At 60.0% G+C, this 16,506-nt stretch carries 16 protein-coding genes and 1 pseudogene; 11 read left to right on the forward strand and 6 right to left on the reverse strand.

From position 1 onward, the window contains the following. Nucleotides 1-183: 183 nt before the first annotated feature. The 6 genes and pseudogenes from AB4O11_RS05900 (at nt 184) to AB4O11_RS05925 (ending at nt 6,480) form a co-directional block, all read left to right on the forward strand. Nucleotides 184-660 carry an RNA polymerase sigma factor gene (locus AB4O11_RS05900; RefSeq protein ID WP_189661312.1) on the forward strand — a complete coding sequence of 159 codons (477 nt, stop codon included), beginning with the start codon at nt 184-186 and terminating at the stop codon, nt 658-660. Further along, nucleotides 657-1,631 carry a FecR domain-containing protein gene (locus AB4O11_RS05905; RefSeq protein WP_460130337.1) on the forward strand — a complete coding sequence of 325 codons (975 nt, stop codon included), beginning with the start codon at nt 657-659 and terminating at the stop codon, nt 1,629-1,631. The genes AB4O11_RS05900 and AB4O11_RS05905 overlap by 4 nt, the downstream gene beginning before the upstream one ends. A gap of 234 nt (nt 1,632-1,865) precedes the next feature. Next, the gene (locus AB4O11_RS05910) at nt 1,866-4,292 is read left to right on the forward strand and encodes a TonB-dependent siderophore receptor (protein ID WP_257356431.1); all 2,427 of its coding nucleotides are present in this window, start codon (nt 1,866-1,868) and stop codon (nt 4,290-4,292) included. Nucleotides 4,293-4,366: 74 nt separating this feature from the next. Beyond that, on the forward strand, nt 4,367-5,497 hold the full coding sequence (locus AB4O11_RS05915) for a PepSY-associated TM helix domain-containing protein (protein ID WP_116254363.1): 1,131 nt from the start codon (nt 4,367-4,369) through the stop codon (nt 5,495-5,497). After that, the gene (locus AB4O11_RS05920; protein ID WP_016772844.1) at nt 5,494-5,673 is read left to right on the forward strand and encodes a hypothetical protein; all 180 of its coding nucleotides are present in this window, start codon (nt 5,494-5,496) and stop codon (nt 5,671-5,673) included. Before AB4O11_RS05915 ends, AB4O11_RS05920 begins: the two co-directional genes overlap by 4 nt. Nucleotides 5,674-5,849: 176 nt before the next feature. Further along, a pseudogene (locus AB4O11_RS05925) lies at nt 5,850-6,480 on the forward strand (glutathione S-transferase). 208 nt (nt 6,481-6,688) lie between these two features. Here the strand turns inward: AB4O11_RS05925 and creD are convergent. The 4 genes from creD to rloA2 all read right to left on the reverse strand — a co-directional run bounded on the left by creD (nt 6,689) and on the right by rloA2 (nt 10,920). Continuing rightward, nucleotides 6,689-8,059, reverse strand: a complete 1,371-nt coding sequence (gene creD, locus AB4O11_RS05930; RefSeq protein WP_099757360.1) for a cell envelope integrity protein CreD — start codon at nt 8,057-8,059, stop codon at nt 6,689-6,691. 185 nt (nt 8,060-8,244) lie between these two features. Beyond that, nucleotides 8,245-9,663 carry a two-component system sensor histidine kinase CreC gene (creC, locus tag AB4O11_RS05935; protein WP_460130338.1) on the reverse strand — a complete coding sequence of 473 codons (1,419 nt, stop codon included), beginning with the start codon at nt 9,661-9,663 and terminating at the stop codon, nt 8,245-8,247. Next, on the reverse strand, nt 9,663-10,343 hold the full coding sequence (gene creB / locus AB4O11_RS05940) for a two-component system response regulator CreB (RefSeq protein WP_414927150.1): 681 nt from the start codon (nt 10,341-10,343) through the stop codon (nt 9,663-9,665). Before creB ends, creC begins: the two co-directional genes overlap by 1 nt. Nucleotides 10,344-10,416: 73 nt before the next feature. Further along, complete coding sequence (gene rloA2 / locus AB4O11_RS05945; protein ID WP_007909997.1) at nt 10,417-10,920, reverse strand: retropepsin-like aspartic peptidase RloA2; 504 nt, start codon at nt 10,918-10,920, stop codon at nt 10,417-10,419. A 257-nt stretch (nt 10,921-11,177) separates the two neighbouring features. Between rloA2 and AB4O11_RS05950 the strand changes: the two genes are divergently transcribed. Beyond that, a complete protein-coding gene (locus tag AB4O11_RS05950; protein ID WP_099757363.1) occupies nt 11,178-12,065 on the forward strand; it encodes an acyltransferase in 888 nt (295 codons plus the stop codon). Nucleotide 12,066: 1 nt separating this feature from the next. Here AB4O11_RS05950 and AB4O11_RS05955 read toward each other — a convergent pair whose 3' ends face one another. Beyond that, on the reverse strand, nt 12,067-12,624 hold the full coding sequence (locus AB4O11_RS05955) for a DUF2780 domain-containing protein (RefSeq protein ID WP_099757364.1): 558 nt from the start codon (nt 12,622-12,624) through the stop codon (nt 12,067-12,069). A gap of 150 nt (nt 12,625-12,774) precedes the next feature. Between AB4O11_RS05955 and AB4O11_RS05960 the strand changes: the two genes are divergently transcribed. The 4 genes from AB4O11_RS05960 to AB4O11_RS05975 all read left to right on the forward strand — a co-directional run bounded on the left by AB4O11_RS05960 (nt 12,775) and on the right by AB4O11_RS05975 (nt 15,083). Then, nucleotides 12,775-13,410 carry a sigma-70 family RNA polymerase sigma factor gene (locus AB4O11_RS05960; RefSeq protein ID WP_257356440.1) on the forward strand — a complete coding sequence of 212 codons (636 nt, stop codon included), beginning with the start codon at nt 12,775-12,777 and terminating at the stop codon, nt 13,408-13,410. Next, the gene (locus AB4O11_RS05965; RefSeq protein WP_460130339.1) at nt 13,407-14,081 is read left to right on the forward strand and encodes an anti-sigma factor; all 675 of its coding nucleotides are present in this window, start codon (nt 13,407-13,409) and stop codon (nt 14,079-14,081) included. The genes AB4O11_RS05960 and AB4O11_RS05965 overlap by 4 nt, the downstream gene beginning before the upstream one ends. Before the next feature lie 527 nt (nt 14,082-14,608). Continuing rightward, entirely contained in the window at nt 14,609-14,833 is a 225-nt protein-coding gene (locus AB4O11_RS05970; RefSeq protein WP_460130340.1) for a hypothetical protein, read from the forward strand. A 37-nt stretch (nt 14,834-14,870) separates the two neighbouring features. After that, a complete protein-coding gene (locus AB4O11_RS05975; protein WP_460130341.1) occupies nt 14,871-15,083 on the forward strand; it encodes a cold-shock protein in 213 nt (70 codons plus the stop codon). Nucleotides 15,084-15,154: 71 nt separating this feature from the next. Here the strand turns inward: AB4O11_RS05975 and fdhA are convergent, their stop codons facing one another. Next, nucleotides 15,155-16,354, reverse strand: a complete 1,200-nt coding sequence (fdhA, locus tag AB4O11_RS05980) for a formaldehyde dehydrogenase, glutathione-independent (protein WP_093429915.1) — start codon at nt 16,352-16,354, stop codon at nt 15,155-15,157. Between the last annotated feature and the right edge of the window lie 152 nt (nt 16,355-16,506).

Here is a 16,506-nt window from a genome sequence, read left to right on the forward strand (position 1 = left end):
CCCTCTCCCTCCGGGAGAGGGCTAGGGTGAGGGCCAGCCTTTAACGCCCACCTGACCAGTGGCCAATTGCTAACCATTCCCACCTCTGCCACAATCGCGAACAATTCGCGTTAGTTAATATTTCCCAATCGGTGATGTCCGGTGTCGTCAGTCCCAAGCCCTAACAGTGAGCTCGTCGGTGCGATGTATCGTGACCATCGCGGTTGGCTGCTGGCGTGGCTGCGGCGCAATGTGGCCTGCCCGCAACGTGCCGAAGACCTCAGTCAGGACACCTTCGTCCGCCTGCTCGGTCGCGACGACATGCTGACACCGCGCGAGCCGCGCGCCTTTCTGGTGGCGATCGCCAAAGGCTTGCTGTTCGACTACTTCCGCCGCGCGGCGCTGGAACAGGCCTACCTCACCGAACTGATGCTGATCCCCGAAGGCGAACAACCGTCGGTGGAAGAACAGCAAATGATCCTCGAAGACCTCAAAGCCATCGACCGCTTGCTCGGCAAACTGTCGACCAAGGCCCGCGCCGCTTTCCTTTATAACCGCCTCGATGGCCTCAGCCATGCCGAGATCGCCGACAAGCTCGGCGTCTCGGTGCCGCGCGTGCGCCAGTATCTGGCCCAGGGGATTCGTCAGTGCTACATCGCGCTGTACGGAGAGCCGACGTGAGCCCGGCCAGTTCCAGACCGGTGCCGGCGCATGTGCTGGACGCGGCGATTGCACGGCAACTGACCCTCGATTCGAGCAGCCCGCTGGAGCGCGAGGAATTCGCCAAATGGCATGCGGCCCATGAAGAACACGCCCGCGCGTGGCGGCAACTGGGCATGCTCGATCAGCGCTTCAGCGTGGCCAAAGGTCCGGCCCGCAGTGCCTTGCTGCAGTCACGCGAAGGCATTCGCCGCCGGGTGCGCAGACTGGGCAGTGGGCTGGCCAGCGTTGTGCTGCTGGTCGGTGTGGGGCTGTTCGCCAGCGAACGCTTTCTGCCACTGGATTACTGGCTCGCCGATCAACGCACCGCGACCGGTGAGCAGCGCACTGTGCGTCTAGCGGACGGCACTGTGTTGAATCTGAACACCCACAGTGCGGTGGACGTGCGGTTCGATGACAAGCGCCGGTTGATCGTCTTGCAGGAAGGCGAAATTCTTGTCGAAACCGGGCATGGCGATGCGCGCCCTTTTATCGTCGAAACCCGCGAAGGCAGCATGCGCGCGCTGGGTACGCGGTTCCTGGTCAAGCGTGAAGACCAAGGCACGCGCCTGAGTGTGTTGCAATCGGCGGTCGCGGCGCGCCCGCAATCCAACCCTGAAGAGCAAATTCTCCATGAAGGCCAGCAAGTGCTGCTGCGCGGTGACGGGCTGGGCTCGATTGTCGCGCTCAATCCCGGCGCCGATGCCTGGACGCGCGGCATGCTGGTGGTCGATAACGCGCGGTTGGGCGATCTGGTGCACGAACTCGGGCGTTATCGTCGCGGGTATCTGGGCGTGGCGTCGGACGTGGCTGACCTGCGGATTACCGGTAGCTTCCCGCTGCATGACACCGATAAGGCCCTGAGCGCATTGCTGCCGACCCTGCCGGTGCAGATCGAGCGGCATACGCCGTATTGGGTCACAGTCGCTAAGGCCGAGCCCTCCTCCCCTTGACCTGATCGTTCCCACGCTCTGCGTGGGAATGCAGCTCGGGACGCTCTGCGTCCCTGCCGAAGCGGACGCAGAGCGTCCATTGAGGCATTCCCACGCGGAGCGTGGGAACGATCAAGCCCGCAGAAATGTGGCTGTTTCCAGTTAATCGAAATTATTTTCATCCTGCCCTATCACTTTCTGCTTTTCATCCGGCACACAGGCAATTGAGAAATATTTCCATTCAGGAGCCGCCGTATGTCCCGTTCGCTAGACACCTTGTTGCGCCCCGGTCTGCTGGCCGTCGCCATCGCGCTCAGCGCGCCGCTGATCAGCAGTCCGTTGCTCGCCGCTGAACAAGCGTCCAGCGTGCGCGCCTACAACCTGCCGGCGGCGCCACTGTCGACCACCCTGAACCAGATCGCCAGCCAGGGCGGCATTGCGCTGTCGCTGAATCCGTCGCTGGCGGCGGGCAAGACCTCGGCGCCGGTCAACGGCCAGTACGACGCGGCCGGTGCCTTGCGCGCGGCCCTGCATGGCACCGGTCTGCAACTGGAACAAAGCAGCACCGGCACCTACACCCTTGTGGCGGTGCCTGAAGGGACGTTGGCCCTGCCGGAAACTTCCGTCATCGGTGTGGAAAACTTCGAAAGCGCCTGGGGCCCGGTCGACGGCTACACCGCCACCCGCACCGCCGCTGGCAGCAAGACCGACACCGCGCTGGTCGAAGCGCCGCGTTCGATCTCCGTCGCGACTCGCCAGCAAATGGACGACCGCAGCGTGCACAGCCTCGATGACGCCGTACGCTACATGCCGGGTATCACCGCCAGCAGCTACGGCAGCGACACCCGTGCCGACTGGTTGCGTGTGCGCGGTTTCGAACCGACCCAGTTCCTCGACGGCCTGCCGCTGCCAAAAGGCGTGTACGCCAACCCGAAACAGGAAACCTGGAACCTCGACCGCCTCGCCCTGCTGCGCGGCCCGGCCTCCTCGGTTTACGGCCAGACGCCACCGGGCGGCCTGCTGGATATGGTCAGCCGTCGCCCAAGTGCTGAAGCCAGCAGCGAAATCCAGTTACAATACGGCAGCGACAACCACCGTCAGATCAACTTCGCCAGCACCGGCAAAATTGACGACGCTGGCCAGTTTCTCTATGGCCTCAGCGGTGTGGTGCGCGACAGCGGCACGCAGGTCGATCACGTCGACAACAAGCGCTACAACATCGCGCCGAGTCTGACCTGGAACATCGACGACGACACCAAGCTCACCCTGCTGAGCCAGTTCACCCGCGACGATACCGGCATCACCAGCCAGTTCCTGCCGGTGCAGGGCACCAAGATCAAATCGCCGTTCGGTGATATTTCCCACCACAAGAATCTGGGTGATCCGGACTGGGAATATTACGATCGCACCTACTACGCGCTGGGCTATGCCTTCGAACATCGTCTGAACGATGTCTGGCAGTTCAAGCAGAACCTGCGCTACACCAAGTCGGACCTGTCGTTCCAGTCGCTGACGCCGGGTTCCTACCCGTTCACCGAAGTGGATGATCAAGGCAACGTCGGGCGCACCAGCACCAGCGTCGAAGAAGACATCAGCCAGTTCGCCGTGGACAACAACTTCCAGGCCGACTTCGCCACTGGCGATATCCGCCACACTCTGTTGTTGGGTCTGGACCATCAGCGCAGCAACACCAACTACACCTCGATCTTCGGTGACGGCCTGACCACCAACGTGATCACGCCGATCTATGGTCAGCCGATCGTGCGTCCAGCGCGCTCCACCGCGTTTTACGATTACGACCAGAAGACCTACCAGACCGGCCTGTACATCCAGGATCAGATGGCCCTCGACCAGTGGCGCCTGACCCTCGGTGGCCGTGAAGACTGGGTGCACACCAGCACCCAGTTCATCAACAAGGGCGATGCCACCAACACCCAGCGCGACAAAGCGTTCAGCGGCAACGCTGCGCTCAGCTACGTCTTCGACAACGGTTTCGTGCCGTACCTGTCGTACGCCGAATCCTTCCAGCCGACCACGGGCGCCGACGCCACCTCGACCGGTTCGCTCAAACCGACCGAAGGCAAGCAGTGGGAACTGGGCATCAAGTACCAGCCACCGGGCAGCAAAACCCTGCTGACCGCTGCCGTATACGACCTCACTCAGAAGAACGTTTCGGTCAACACCTTCGTCAACAACGTGTCGATCACCAGCCAGACCGGCGAAGTGAAAGTCAAAGGCCTGGAGCTGGAAGCGGTTTCCGACGTCACCGACAACCTGAAAGTCATCGCTGCCTACACCCTGGCCAAATCGGAAGTACAAAATGGCGTCGACAAGGGCAATCGCCTGCAACTGATGCCGAACCAGCAAGCGTCGCTGTGGACTGACTACACCTGGCACGCCGGCGTGCTCGACGGCTTCGGCATTGGCGGTGGCGTGCGTTACACCGGCAACACCTACGGCGACAAGGCCAATTCCTGGCTGGGCAAGGCGGACGCCTACACCGTGTTCGACGCTTCGGTGCATTACGACCTCGGCCGCTTGGACAACAGCCTCAAAGGCGCGTCGCTGGCACTCAACGCGACCAACCTGTTCGACAAGGAATACATTTCCACCTGCGACAGCTTCTACTGCTACTACGGCGACACGCGCAGTGTCGTCGCCAGCGCCACTTACAAGTGGTAAGCGTCTGAGCTGAAACAGGCCCTGTGACCAGGCCGTCCTCCGTGGACGGCTTTGGTGTTTTTGAAGGTCATGAAATGAAAAGTAAAACAATTCGCCGCTGGTCGTTCATCCACACCTGGACCAGCTTGGTCTGCACCGTGTTTTTGCTGATGCTGGCACTGACCGGTTTGCCGTTGATCTTTCATCACGAGATCGAGCACCTGCTCGGCGACGCACCCGAAGTGCGCGAGATGCCGGCCGACACGCCTCGATTGAATCTGGCGCAACTGGTCGTGGCCGCCGAACAGCATCGCCCCGATGACGTCGTGCAGTACTTCGGCTTCGATGACGATGAGCCGAACGCCGTGCTGACGATCATGGCGAAAACCGCTGGCACCGAACCGAATTCCTCGCACACGTTCATGCTCGATGCGCGCACCGGGGAAGCGCTGGAAACGCCTTCGGCCAATGGCGGCTTGATGCTGTTCATCCTGCGCCTGCATGTCGACATGTTCGCCGGGCTGCCGGGCAAGTTGCTGCTGGCGTTCATGGGGCTGCTGTTTGTCGTGGCCATCGTATCCGGGACAGTGTTGTACCTGCCGTTCATGCGCCGCTTGAAGTTCGGCACCGTGCGTCAGGACAAATCCACCCGCCTGCGCTGGCTCGACCTGCACAACCTGATCGGTGTCGTCACCCTGACCTGGGCGCTGGTGGTGGGCGTGACCGGCGTGATCAGCGCGTGCGCCGACTTGTTGATCGCGGCCTGGCGCAACGATGCACTGAACACCTTGATCGCACCTTATCGCGATGCCCCGCCACTGACACATCTGGCACCGGCCACACGTTTGCTCGATATCGCTGGCGAAGTCGCGCCGGACATGCAGCCGGACTTCATTGCCTTCCCCGGCACACGCTTTTCCAGCGAACACCATTACTCGGTGTTCATGAAGGGCGGTACGCACCTGACCTCGCATCTGCTGACGCCGGTGCTGATCGATGCGACCACGCTGCAGGTCACCGCCGTGGCCGAACGGCCGTGGTACATGGACGCCATGGGCATGTCGCAGCCGCTGCACTTTGGTGACTATGGCGGCATGCCGATGAAAATCCTCTGGGCCACTCTGGATGTGCTGACGATCATTGTGCTCGGCAGTGGCGTGTATTTGTGGGTGGTGCGGCGCAGAGCGGCCAGGCCTGTGCTGGAAACGGCGGAGGCCTCCGCATGAAGCCGCGTCAGTCGAGTTTCTGGAAGGTGTTCAGCACGCCGATCGTGATTGCGTTGCTCAGTGCGGCGGGGTTGTTTGCGGCGCTGCTTGGGGATGGGATTTGGGATGCGTTGAGCTGGGTTGGGCTGGGTGTGCCGGCGTTTCTGGCGATACGAGGTTTTCTGCCGCGAAGCTGAAAAACCTTTGTAGGAGTGAGCCTGCTCGCGATGGCTGCGAGTCAGTCAACATAGTTATTGAATGTTATTACGCTATCGCGAGCAGGCTCACTCCTACATTTGGTTCGGCGCAAGGCTTGAGCTCGTGCACTGACAGGCTATGCTGCTCCCTCATCGTTCTGATCGAGACCCTGCCAATGTCCGCCCCCAGCATGACCCTGTACCACAACACGCTCTCCCCGTTCGTGCGCAAAGTGATGGTGTTGCTGCACGAAACCGGCCAGCAGGATCGCGTCTCTTTGCAAGATTGCGTGCTCAGCCCGGTCAGCCCGAGCGCTGAGCTCAATGTCGACAACCCGCTGGGCAAGATCCCCGCCCTGCGCACTGGCCGATGGCAACGTCATCCATGACAGCCGTGTGATCCTCGAATACCTCGATCAACAACACGTCGGCAATCCGCTGATCCCGCGCGAAGGCGCGGCCCGCTGGCGGCGTCTGACCCTGGCCTCGATGGCCGACGGGATCATGGATGCGTCGGTGATGGTGCGTTATGAAATGGTCCTGCGCGCGCCGGAAAAGCATTGGGACGAATGGCTCGAGGCTCAGCGTGACAAGATCCGCCGCGCCCTCGCTGTGTTGGAGCGCGACGCGATTGCCGAGCTGACCAGCCATTTCGATGTGGCAGCGATCAGCGTGGCGTGTGCGCTGGGTTACCTCGACCTGCGCTTCCCGGACCTGGGCTGGCGTGATGCCAACCCGCAATTGGCCAACTGGTTCTTTGAAGTGAGTCAGCGACCTTCCATGATCGCCACGATGCCCAAGCCTTAAATCGGCGGCGCTTGTTCCGGCCTCTTCGCGAGCAGGCTCGCTCCCACAGTTGTATTGTGTTGTTCATGCCATGGATGCAACGACATAAATCCAATGTGGGAGCGAGCTTGCTCGCGAATGAACCACCTCGGTTCCGATGGTAGCGCTGCAAAAATCAGCGTCACCAAAACCTCCGCCTCTCGCTGATCTTCACGTAATCCCACCCGGCTCATTGCATCGCCCCCACATCAAACTCCAACGGCTTGCCCGGCTTCTGCCCAATCCCGTACCAATCCAGTTTGCGCGTTAGCACCATGAACACACCGAGCAGACCGAACAGCAACAACGAGCCCATCAACAACGCGTAATCCTCGGCACTCAGCAAGCCATAGAGCAGGCCATACAACGCCGCCAGCCCCGCCGAAAAGCTCAAACCGTGACGCACACTGCGTAGCACATGGCAGACATAAAACCCGATCAACACCACACAAGCACTGGCCGACAACAGATACGCCAGGGCGAAGCCGATGTGTTCCGACAACGACAGCAACAACAGATAAAAGAACGCCAGCGCCACACCGACCAACGCGTATTGCACCGGGTGCACGGCCAGACTCTTGAGCACTTCGAACAGGAAGAAACCAGCGAACGTCAGGACAATGAACAGCAGCGCATATTTGATCGCCCGGTCACTCTTCAGATATTGATCCACCGGATCGATAAAGCTCACACCGAAGCTGCGACCGTTGAACGCCTCGCAATCATTGCTGCTCACGCAACGGCTCATGGCGTCTTGCAGGTTGGTGGAGAAAAACGTGGTCTGCCAATCGGCGCTGAAACCTTGATCATTGATTTCACGTTTGCCCGGCAGGAAGTTGCCGACAAAGCTTGGATGCGGCCAGTTGGCGGTGAGGCTGACGCTGCTGCTCTTGCCCACCGGCAGCACCTGCAATGAACCGGTGCCTTGCAGACGCAGGTCGAAGCCGAAGCTCAGTTCCGTGGTTTTACTGGTGTCGAGCAACGGCAGCGTGACCCGCACACCTTCACCGAGCCAACCGACTTGCGTACCTGGAACGAAATTGAGGCGCTGTCCATCGAGCTCGAGTTTCAGCGCATTTTCGATACCGCGAATATCGCTGATACCGACCGCGAGAAAAGGTGCATCGAACTGGTAGTCGCTGAAGTCTTCCTTGATGCCCAATTGCGCCGGCAATGAGAAATGGCCGTTGATACGGTTATCGGCGTGGAACAACCGCGCTTCATAAATGCCTCGTGCACGCAGTTCGGTTTGCACCTGGCCGTCGAGTTCGAAACGCTCCGGCAGGAAGTACAAACGACCGCGTTCTTCGCTCGGTTCGTCGTAACGCTGGTTGGTTTTATCGTTGGTTTTCCAGTTGTGAATCACTTTGCGATACGGCACCACCATCACCGGGCCGCTCAGTTGCTGGCTGTAGCTGGAGCTGCGGGCAATGTCTTCGAGCACACCGTCACGCAGCTGTTGGCGCTCGTCGATGACGCCGTCGATCATCAGCAGCGGGATCAATAACAGCAGGATCAGCAGAGCGATGGCGCCGAGCTTTATCGTCAGATTCTTGTTCATGGGACTCTCCCTGTTTGGATGGGCAGAGTCTGCTGAGTGGGTGTGGGGGTTTTGTGGGGGGAATGTGGAGATTGTGTGGAGACTTCACTGGCCCCTTCGCGAGCAGGCTCGCTCCCACATTGGTTCTGTGTCGTTCACAAATCCCCTGTGGGAGCGAGCCTGCTCGCGAAGGCAACGACTCGGTATCAAGGCAAGCGCAATGTCACCTCAACACCGCTCTCGACATTGCGAATCTGCATCGCCCCACCATGCAACTTGATCACTTCTTCAACGAAGTTAAGCCCCAACCCCGTGCTTTTGCGCCCACTGTCCGGGCGCGGCAATGAGTAAAAACGCTCGGTCAACCGCGGCAAAGCGTAATCGGGAATCGGCGCCGTCTCATTGAACAATCGACATTCGATTTGCTCGCCAACCCGCTCGGCACTGAACCGCAGCAGCCCCTCAACCGGGGTGAAATCCAGCGCATTCTCCAGCAAGTTGCCCAGCGCCTGACCCAACAGAAACGGCTCGCCAATCAACAGCAGATCCGCGGCAATCGTCTGTTCGATGCGCAACTGTTTGCCTTCAATTCGCGCTGCCTGCCCTTGCAGCAACTCATCGACCAACACGGCCAACGGCACGGCGACCCGCTCTTCAAGGCCCTGACGTTGTTCCACCTGCGCCAGATTGAGCAACCGTTCGATCAACTGCTGCATCCGCGCACTTTCGCTGTCGATGTTGCCGACAAACCGCAAACGCTGAACCGGCGCCATGTCGCCTTGCAGCAACTCCGCCGCACCGCGAATCGCCGCCAGCGGACTTTTCAGTTCATGGGTCAGCGTGTGCACATAACGCTCGACGTAGGCCTTGCCTTCCAGTTGCGTGCGCATCTGTTCCACGGCGGTAGCCAGTTGTTCCAGTTCACCGCCACGGTAATGCGGCACTTCCACCCGCCGGCCTTCGCTCACCGCCTGGGCATAACCGGTCAGACGGTGCAGCGCACGGCTCAGCCACCACGACAACAAAGCACCAAACAGCAGACCGAGGCCGATCAACCCGGCGCCGTAAAACAGCAAGCGCCGCTCGGTGCGATCAACATAGGGCTGCAATGAGCTGTTGGGCTTGGCCACGGTGACTACGCCGATGATCTTGCCGTTATCGCGAATTGGCGCGCCGACGTGCATCACCGACGAGCTGGCGTCATCCGGATCACTGCGGCTCGAACGCGCACCGTACTCGCCACGCAGGGTCAGGTAGACATCGTTCCAGCGCGAGTAATCCTGACCGACCGCGACACCACTGGAATCGAGCACGACGATGCCTTTCGCGTCGGTGACGTAGATACGGTGGTTGACCTGATTTTTCGGCAAGCCCCAGATGGTCGCTTGCGGCTGGCGCTCGCCATAGGCACGCAGCAACTCGGGCCAGCGGTTCTCGCTAAGGGTGCCGGCCTTGAAATCATCACGGAGGATTTCTGCCATCAGGTTGGCGGTATCGACCAGGGTTTCTTCGGTGGACTGGCGCACGCCGGGGCGGATTTCTTCCATCACCGTGTTGAGCACGAAATAACCGGTCAGGCCGACAAACAGCACATACACCAGAAAGATCCGCAGCCCCAGCGACATCAGCTGTGCCCCGGGCTGTAGCTGTAACCGAGGCCGCGATGGGTCTGGATCGGCTCGGCGTCGGCGCGCACCAGACGCAGTTTGGCGCGCACGCTTTTGATATGACTGTCGATGCTGCGCTCGTAGCCGGCGTCGGCAGCGACGCCCAGCGCATCGAGCAATTGCTCACGGCTGAATACCCGTTCGGGTTGTTCGAGCAGGCATTGCAACAGGCGGAATTCGTGGCGGGTCAGGCTTAACGTCTGGCCGCGATAGCTGATTTGTACGCGCTCGGGATCGATGCGAAACAGCGCCGAAGAGGCTTCAATCACTGGACGCGGCGCCATGCGTTTAAGGATGGCCTTCACTCGCGCCGCGACTTCACGCGGGCTGAACGGCTTGACCACGTAGTCGTCGGCGCCGATCTCCAGCCCGACCACGCGATCAATCTCGGCATCGCGGGCGCTGAGGAACAGCACCGGCACGTCGCTGAAGCGACGTAGCTGTTTGCAGGTCTCGAAGCCGCTGATGTCCGGCAGGCCGATGTCGAGGATGATCAGATCGGCAGGCGTCTGCCGCTGATGCTCCAGCGCCGCCGCGCCGAGGCTCAGCCACGTGGTGCCGAACCCCTCGCCTTGCAGGGCAAAAATCAGCGTATCGGCAATCGCCGCTTCGTCTTCGACAATCAGGATATGAGGCATGGCGTCCGAGCCCGTGGGTTAGGTGCGCGAACGGTGCCCCAAGCCTGACGTTACGTCAATGAGACCACTTGGCTCAGCAGTCCGGTTTATCCGCCGTGAAGCGCCGCGCCGGGTTAACCGCCGCGCCGAACTCGCGCAAGGCCTTGGCACCGATCAGCAGCGGATAATTGAAGTTGCTGCGATCGGTCAGGTTGACCTCGACGGTACGCTTGACGTTGCCCAGGCACAGCTCCAGATCGACCACCGGACGTTTGGCGACTTCGGTGCTTTCGCCCTCATCCTCTTCATCCGAGCGGCTCTTGATCTTGCTGATGCGCGCGACCTTGTGTTCGTAGACCTTGTTGCTGGCGTCCTTGGTGCCGAGGCGGAAACGCACCCATTCATCGCCATCGCGGGTAAAGGTTTCGATGTCCTTGGCCGACAGCGAAGCGGTCAGCGCGCCAGTGTCCATCTTGGCCTTGAGCACTTCACCGCCGATTTCCGGCAGCGCGATGTATTCATAGCGCCCGTACAGGGTCGGCTCGGCGGCCATGACCGGCAGGGCGACGAGGGCAAACAGTGCAAGGAGGGATTTCACGTAAGGGGCTTCCTTGAGAGGTTGGGCAACGGGATTTTAGACCGTTGCGCGCTTGATCGTTCCCACGCTCTGCGTGGGCATGCATCCAGTGACGCTCTGCGTCACAGGGACGCGGAGCGTCCCGGGCGGCGTTACCACGCAGAGCGTGGGAACGATCAGGTTAACGCGACTAAAGTGAAACATTCGTCACCACCGATTTGGCCTGCCGCGCGAAGCTGCTTATCATGGCGCGCCCATCCGTTTGCAAAGAGTTGCTTATGCGCCGCCTGCTCACCGGCTGTTTCGTCACCCTGCTGCTGTTGCTCAACACCCTGATCCTGATCGGGCCGTTGCTGGTATTTGCTCTGCTCAAACTGATCGCACCAGGCCGCTGGCGCGATTACGCCTCGTGGGCGGTGATGTGGATCGCTGAGACCTGGGCCGAGATCGACAAGCTGATTTTCCGCCTGTGCATCCCCACTCAGTGGGACATTCGCGGTGGCGAAGACTTGCGCAGTGACACTTCGTATCTGGTGGTCAGTAACCACCAGTCGTGGGTCGACATTCCGGCGCTGATCCAGACCCTCAACCGCCGCACGCCGTTCTTCAAATTCTTCCTCAAGAAAGAACTGATCTGGGTGCCGTTTCTCGGACTGGCGTGGTGGGCGCTGGATTACCCCTTCATGAAACGCTACACCAAGGCATTTCTGGCAAAACATCCGGAGCTGGCCGGCAAGGATCTGGAAATCACCAAACAGGCCTGCGAGCTGTTCAAGCGTCAGCCAGTGACCGTGGTGAATTATCTGGAAGGCACCCGCTACACCGCCGCGAAAAGCGCACAGCAGCAATCACCGTTCAAGCACTTGCTCAAGCCCAAGGCTGGCGGCGTGGCATTTGTGTTGGCGGCGATGGGTGAACAACTGGATGCGATTCTCGACGTCACCGTGGTTTATCCACAGGCGAACATCCCGGGTTTCTGGGATTTGATCAGCGGCAACGTGCCGCGCGTGATCATCGATATCAAGACCCGCGAACTCGACCCGGCGCTGTGGCAGGGTGATTACGAGAATAATCCGGCGTTTCGTCAAACGGTCCAGAGCTGGGTCAACCAGCTCTGGAACGAGAAGGATCAGCGCATCGCCGAACTGCGCGGCGAACGCGGCTGAATCAGCTACCGGTGCCGGCGCCCCAGATGCTGCCGAGGCTTTGCAGCAGCGGGCCGCCGACGCCCTGATCACCCAAGTACTTGAGCAGCACCGGGGCAAACTGGCCGACCATGCCACTGTCCATGCCCAGCGCGCCGAAGGCATTGTTCAGGTCATTGGTGTCCTTGACGTTGCCCAGCGCGTTTTCGAGCCCGGCTGACTTGCCCGACGAGCCCAACAAGCCGCTCAGCGCCGCCAGGTTACCGCCACCGCCCGACAGCTTGTCGATGCCCGGTACTTCTTTGGCCAACTGTGAATAATCAGTGCTGCTCAACTGGTTCTTGGCCAGGCCAAGCATGGCGCTGGTGCCGCCGACGGCTTGTTGAGGGGTAACCCCCAGACCGGTGACGGCTTGCAGCAGACCGGCGGTTTCCGAGGTCGGCGCCGCGGCGGTGGCAGCATTGCCGCCCTGCATGCTCGAAGCCGCCTTGGTCACGTCGTCCAGACTGAAACCGGCGAACACCGGGCTGGCCGCAAGGGTCATCAGTGAAGCCAAGGCAATACCGCGTGAAATCTTCATTCAGACATCCTCTTGCGCTGTGAAAACCACCCGTTGCACGGGCAGTGAAACTGCCGGTTTGACCGGGTATCCGCCGGCATGTTCCGGCGCGGCGCATCCATTTTCGTCCGGCCTGCGTATATAAAACGTGAAATCCCGGACACCTTCGCGATGAATGGCACAACCGCTATCACTGAACTAGCCTGTGAACAGTCCGAGCCCAGCCCTCGTCGCTCGACCTTTGCCTGGAGAGTCGTCATTTCCATCGCCGACACCGATCAGTTGCGCCAGCTGTTGGCCCAGTGTGCACTGGGCGATCGTCGCGCCTTCGAAACGCTGTACCGCAGCGTCGGCCCGCGTCTGCATGGTGTCGCCCTGCGGTTTATGCGCCGCACCGATCTGGCCGAGGAAGTGCTGCAGGAAAGCTTCGTGCGCATCTGGAACAACGCCTCGCGTTACGAAGCGCACCTGTCGGCGCCGCTGACCTGGATGATCAACATCACCCGTAATCAGGCCATCGATCAGTTGCGCAAACATCGCGAAAGGCCACTGACTGATCTGGAACAGGACACACTGCCGGACGAAAGCCCCTCGGCTCACGAGCAACTGAACAGCGCCCGCGAGGCTCAGACGTTGAACCGCTGCCTGGAAACCCTGGAAAGCATGCAGCGCCAGTCGATCACCGTGGCGTACTTTCAGGGATTGTCGTGCTCGGAACTCGCCGAACACCTGGCGACGCCACTGGGAACGGTGAAGTCGTGGATTCGTCGTGGCCTGGAACGTCTGCGCCGGTGCCTTGAATCATGAACTACCAGACCCCTGCCCTGCGCCGCGTCCTTGCTGCCGATTACGCGATCGGGTTGATGGCTGCGCCTGCGCGGCGGCGGTTTGAACAGTTGCTACTGGATGACGCGGCATTAAGGGCTGAACTGGCGCAATGGCAGGAAAGCCTCGCCACTCTCACCGAAGCGCTGCCGGAACATCCGGTGCCCGACCGCGTGTGGCACGGCATCACCTCGCGCATCGAACCACAGGTTCTGCATGTGCCTGAAAAACGGCCATTCTGGAACTGGCTGCGACTCACCGCTGCGATCTGCTCCATTGCCGTGCTGGTGTTCCTCGGCTCGCTGTACAACCGCGACGACGCCCGCTACCGCGCCACCCTGCTGACCGCCGATGCGCAACCGGCGCTGAAGGTCGAAGCGCATGCGGATTATCTGCAAGTTGAGCCGCTGACGCTGGCGGCGGTTGATGCGGATCGTAGCCTGGAGCTGTGGGCGATTCCGGCGGATGGCAAACCGATTTCCCTCGGGGTCATTCCGGCGGGAGGCAAAGGCAAGGTTGAGCTGAGCGAAGCGCAGAAAGCCTTGATCGGTAAACCGATTGCGCTGGCGGTAAGTCTTGAGCCGAAAGGTGGTTCGCCGACCGGGCAGCCGACAGGGCCGGTGCTGTATCAAGGGACGTTGGCGGCCTTGTAAAGCCCCTCACCCTAGCCCTCTCCCAGAGGGAGAGGGGACTGACCATGGGATATTTGCGCAATACACCGACTTGAAAGACTTGCGTTGAATCCATAGTCGACTCGATCTTTCAGGTCGATATACGACGCAAGACACCTCGGTCGGCCCCCTCTCCCTCGGGGAGAGGGCTGGGGTGAGGGTAGCTTTTGACTTTGCCTTCCCACAAAAAACGGCGACCCTAAGGTCGCCGTTTTGTATTGCGCTTAAGCCTTACGCCGCACTAAACAACTTATGCGGGTCAATCACAAACTTCTTCGGCACGCCCGCATCGAACTTCCCACACGACCTTAATCCCCCCGAAACAACCGAAGGCTGCAGTTTTTTTAGGTCATTATTTTCTTGTCGTGAAAATCAATATTTCAAAAAGAACTAGACACCTGTCAGATCTGACAGGTGTCTAGCGATCCGGGCTGGAATAGGCTGCTGGTGTGTCAATTGTTCGAAGAAAGCGAGGTGCAATTAACGGTCATTCAACGGGAGATACGGTGATGGAGAAGCAACTCAGTCCGCGCGATCAACTGCTCGAATCAGATGTCCCGCCGATCATCTTTTGCATCAGCCCGGACGATCCGATCATCAAATACATCAAAGCGGGGCAGAAGGTCACCTATGACCTTGTGCAGGGCGATAACGGTCAATATTACGCAGTCGATATAAAACTGGCTCAGGACGAGGACTTTCTCAAACATCCTCATTCTTCTGTTGTTTTGTAAATGTTTTCACCAATCAATCGAAACGGGAAGCAAAGACATGGCAGGTAGAGAGAATGGCACGGTCAAGTGGTTCAACGATGAAAAGGGGTTTGGTTTCATAACGCCGAAGAATGGCGGCGATGACCTCTTCGTTCATTTCAAAGCAATCAAGGCTGATGGGTTCAAGACTTTGAAGGAAGGACAGTTCGTTAGTTACATTGCTGCTAAAGGGCAGAAAGGACTGCAAGCGGAAGAAGTAGAAATTGAGTAAAAGCGGAAGGAAATTCCCGCCCCCCATGAAACACGGCGCCTCAATGGCGCCGTTTTCTATTGTGTAAAACCTTACGCCGCACTAAACAACTTATGCGGATCAATCACAAACTTCTTCGGCACGCCCGCATCGAACTCGCCGTAACCTTCCGGCGCCTGATCGAGGCTGATCACCTGCACGCCTACCACTTCAGCAATGTTGATGCGATCCCACATGATCGCCTGCATCAGTTGGCGGTTGTACTTCATCACTGGGGTCTGGCCGGTGTGGAAGCTGTGCGACTTGGCCCAGCCCAGGCCGAAGCGAATGCTCAGGCTGCCCATTTTTGCGGCGGCGTCCACGGCACCCGGATCTTCGGTGACGTACAGACCCGGGATACCGATCTTGCCGGCAACACGCACCACGCCCATCAGCGAGTTGAGCACGGTGGCCGGCGCTTCGGCTTTGACCCCGTCGTGGCCATGGCCGCGCGCTTCGAAACCGACGCAGTCCACCGCACAATCCACTTCCGGTTCGCCCAGCAGTGCGGCGATCTGTTCGTGCAGCGGCGTGTCCTTGGACAGGTCGACAATTTCAAAACCCTGTGCCTTGGCGTGCGCCAGGCGGATGGTGTTGACGTCGCCGACGATCACCACCGCCGCACCGAGCAGACGCGCGGAAGCGGCAGCGGCCAGACCGACCGGGCCAGCGCCCGCGATATAAACGGTGCTGCCCGGACCAACGCCGGCAGTGACGGCGCCGTGGTAACCGGTAGGGAGAATGTCGGAGAGGCAGGTCAGGTCGCGGATTTTCTCCATGGCCTTGTCGCGGTCCGGCAATTTCAGCAGGTTGAAGTCGGCGTATGGCACCAGCACGTATTCGGCTTGGCCACCGGTCCAGTCGCCCATGTCGACATAACCGTAAGCACCGCCAGCACGAGCGGGGTTGACGGTCAGGCACACGCCTGTGTGTTGTTCTTTGCAGGAGCGGCAGCGCCCGCATGCGACGTTGAACGGTACGGAAACCAGGTCACCGATTTTCAGGTTTTCGACGTCGGAGCCTTTTTCGATCACCTCGCCGGTGATCTCGTGACCCAGCACCAGACCGGTCTGCGCCGTGGTACGGCCGCGCACCATGTGTTGGTCGGAGCCGCAGATGTTGGTGGAAACCACTTTGAGAATGACCCCGTGCTCGATCTTGCGACCGCGCGGGTCCTGCATTTTCGGATAGTCGATTTTCTGTACTTCGACCTTGCCAGCGCCGAGATACACCACACCACGATTGCCAGACATGCTTTCACCTCGCTGTTGTTTTTATGGAACCGCGTTGCCCAGGCAGGCAGCGCGTTAAGTGCTCGGGTACAGATGCTGTTTATGTGTTGCCTGTTATGGCCTCTTCGCGAGCAAGCTCGCTCCCACATTGGAATGCTTACCCCTGTGGGAGC

Source organism: Pseudomonas sp. H1_D05 (genome assembly GCF_054682705.1).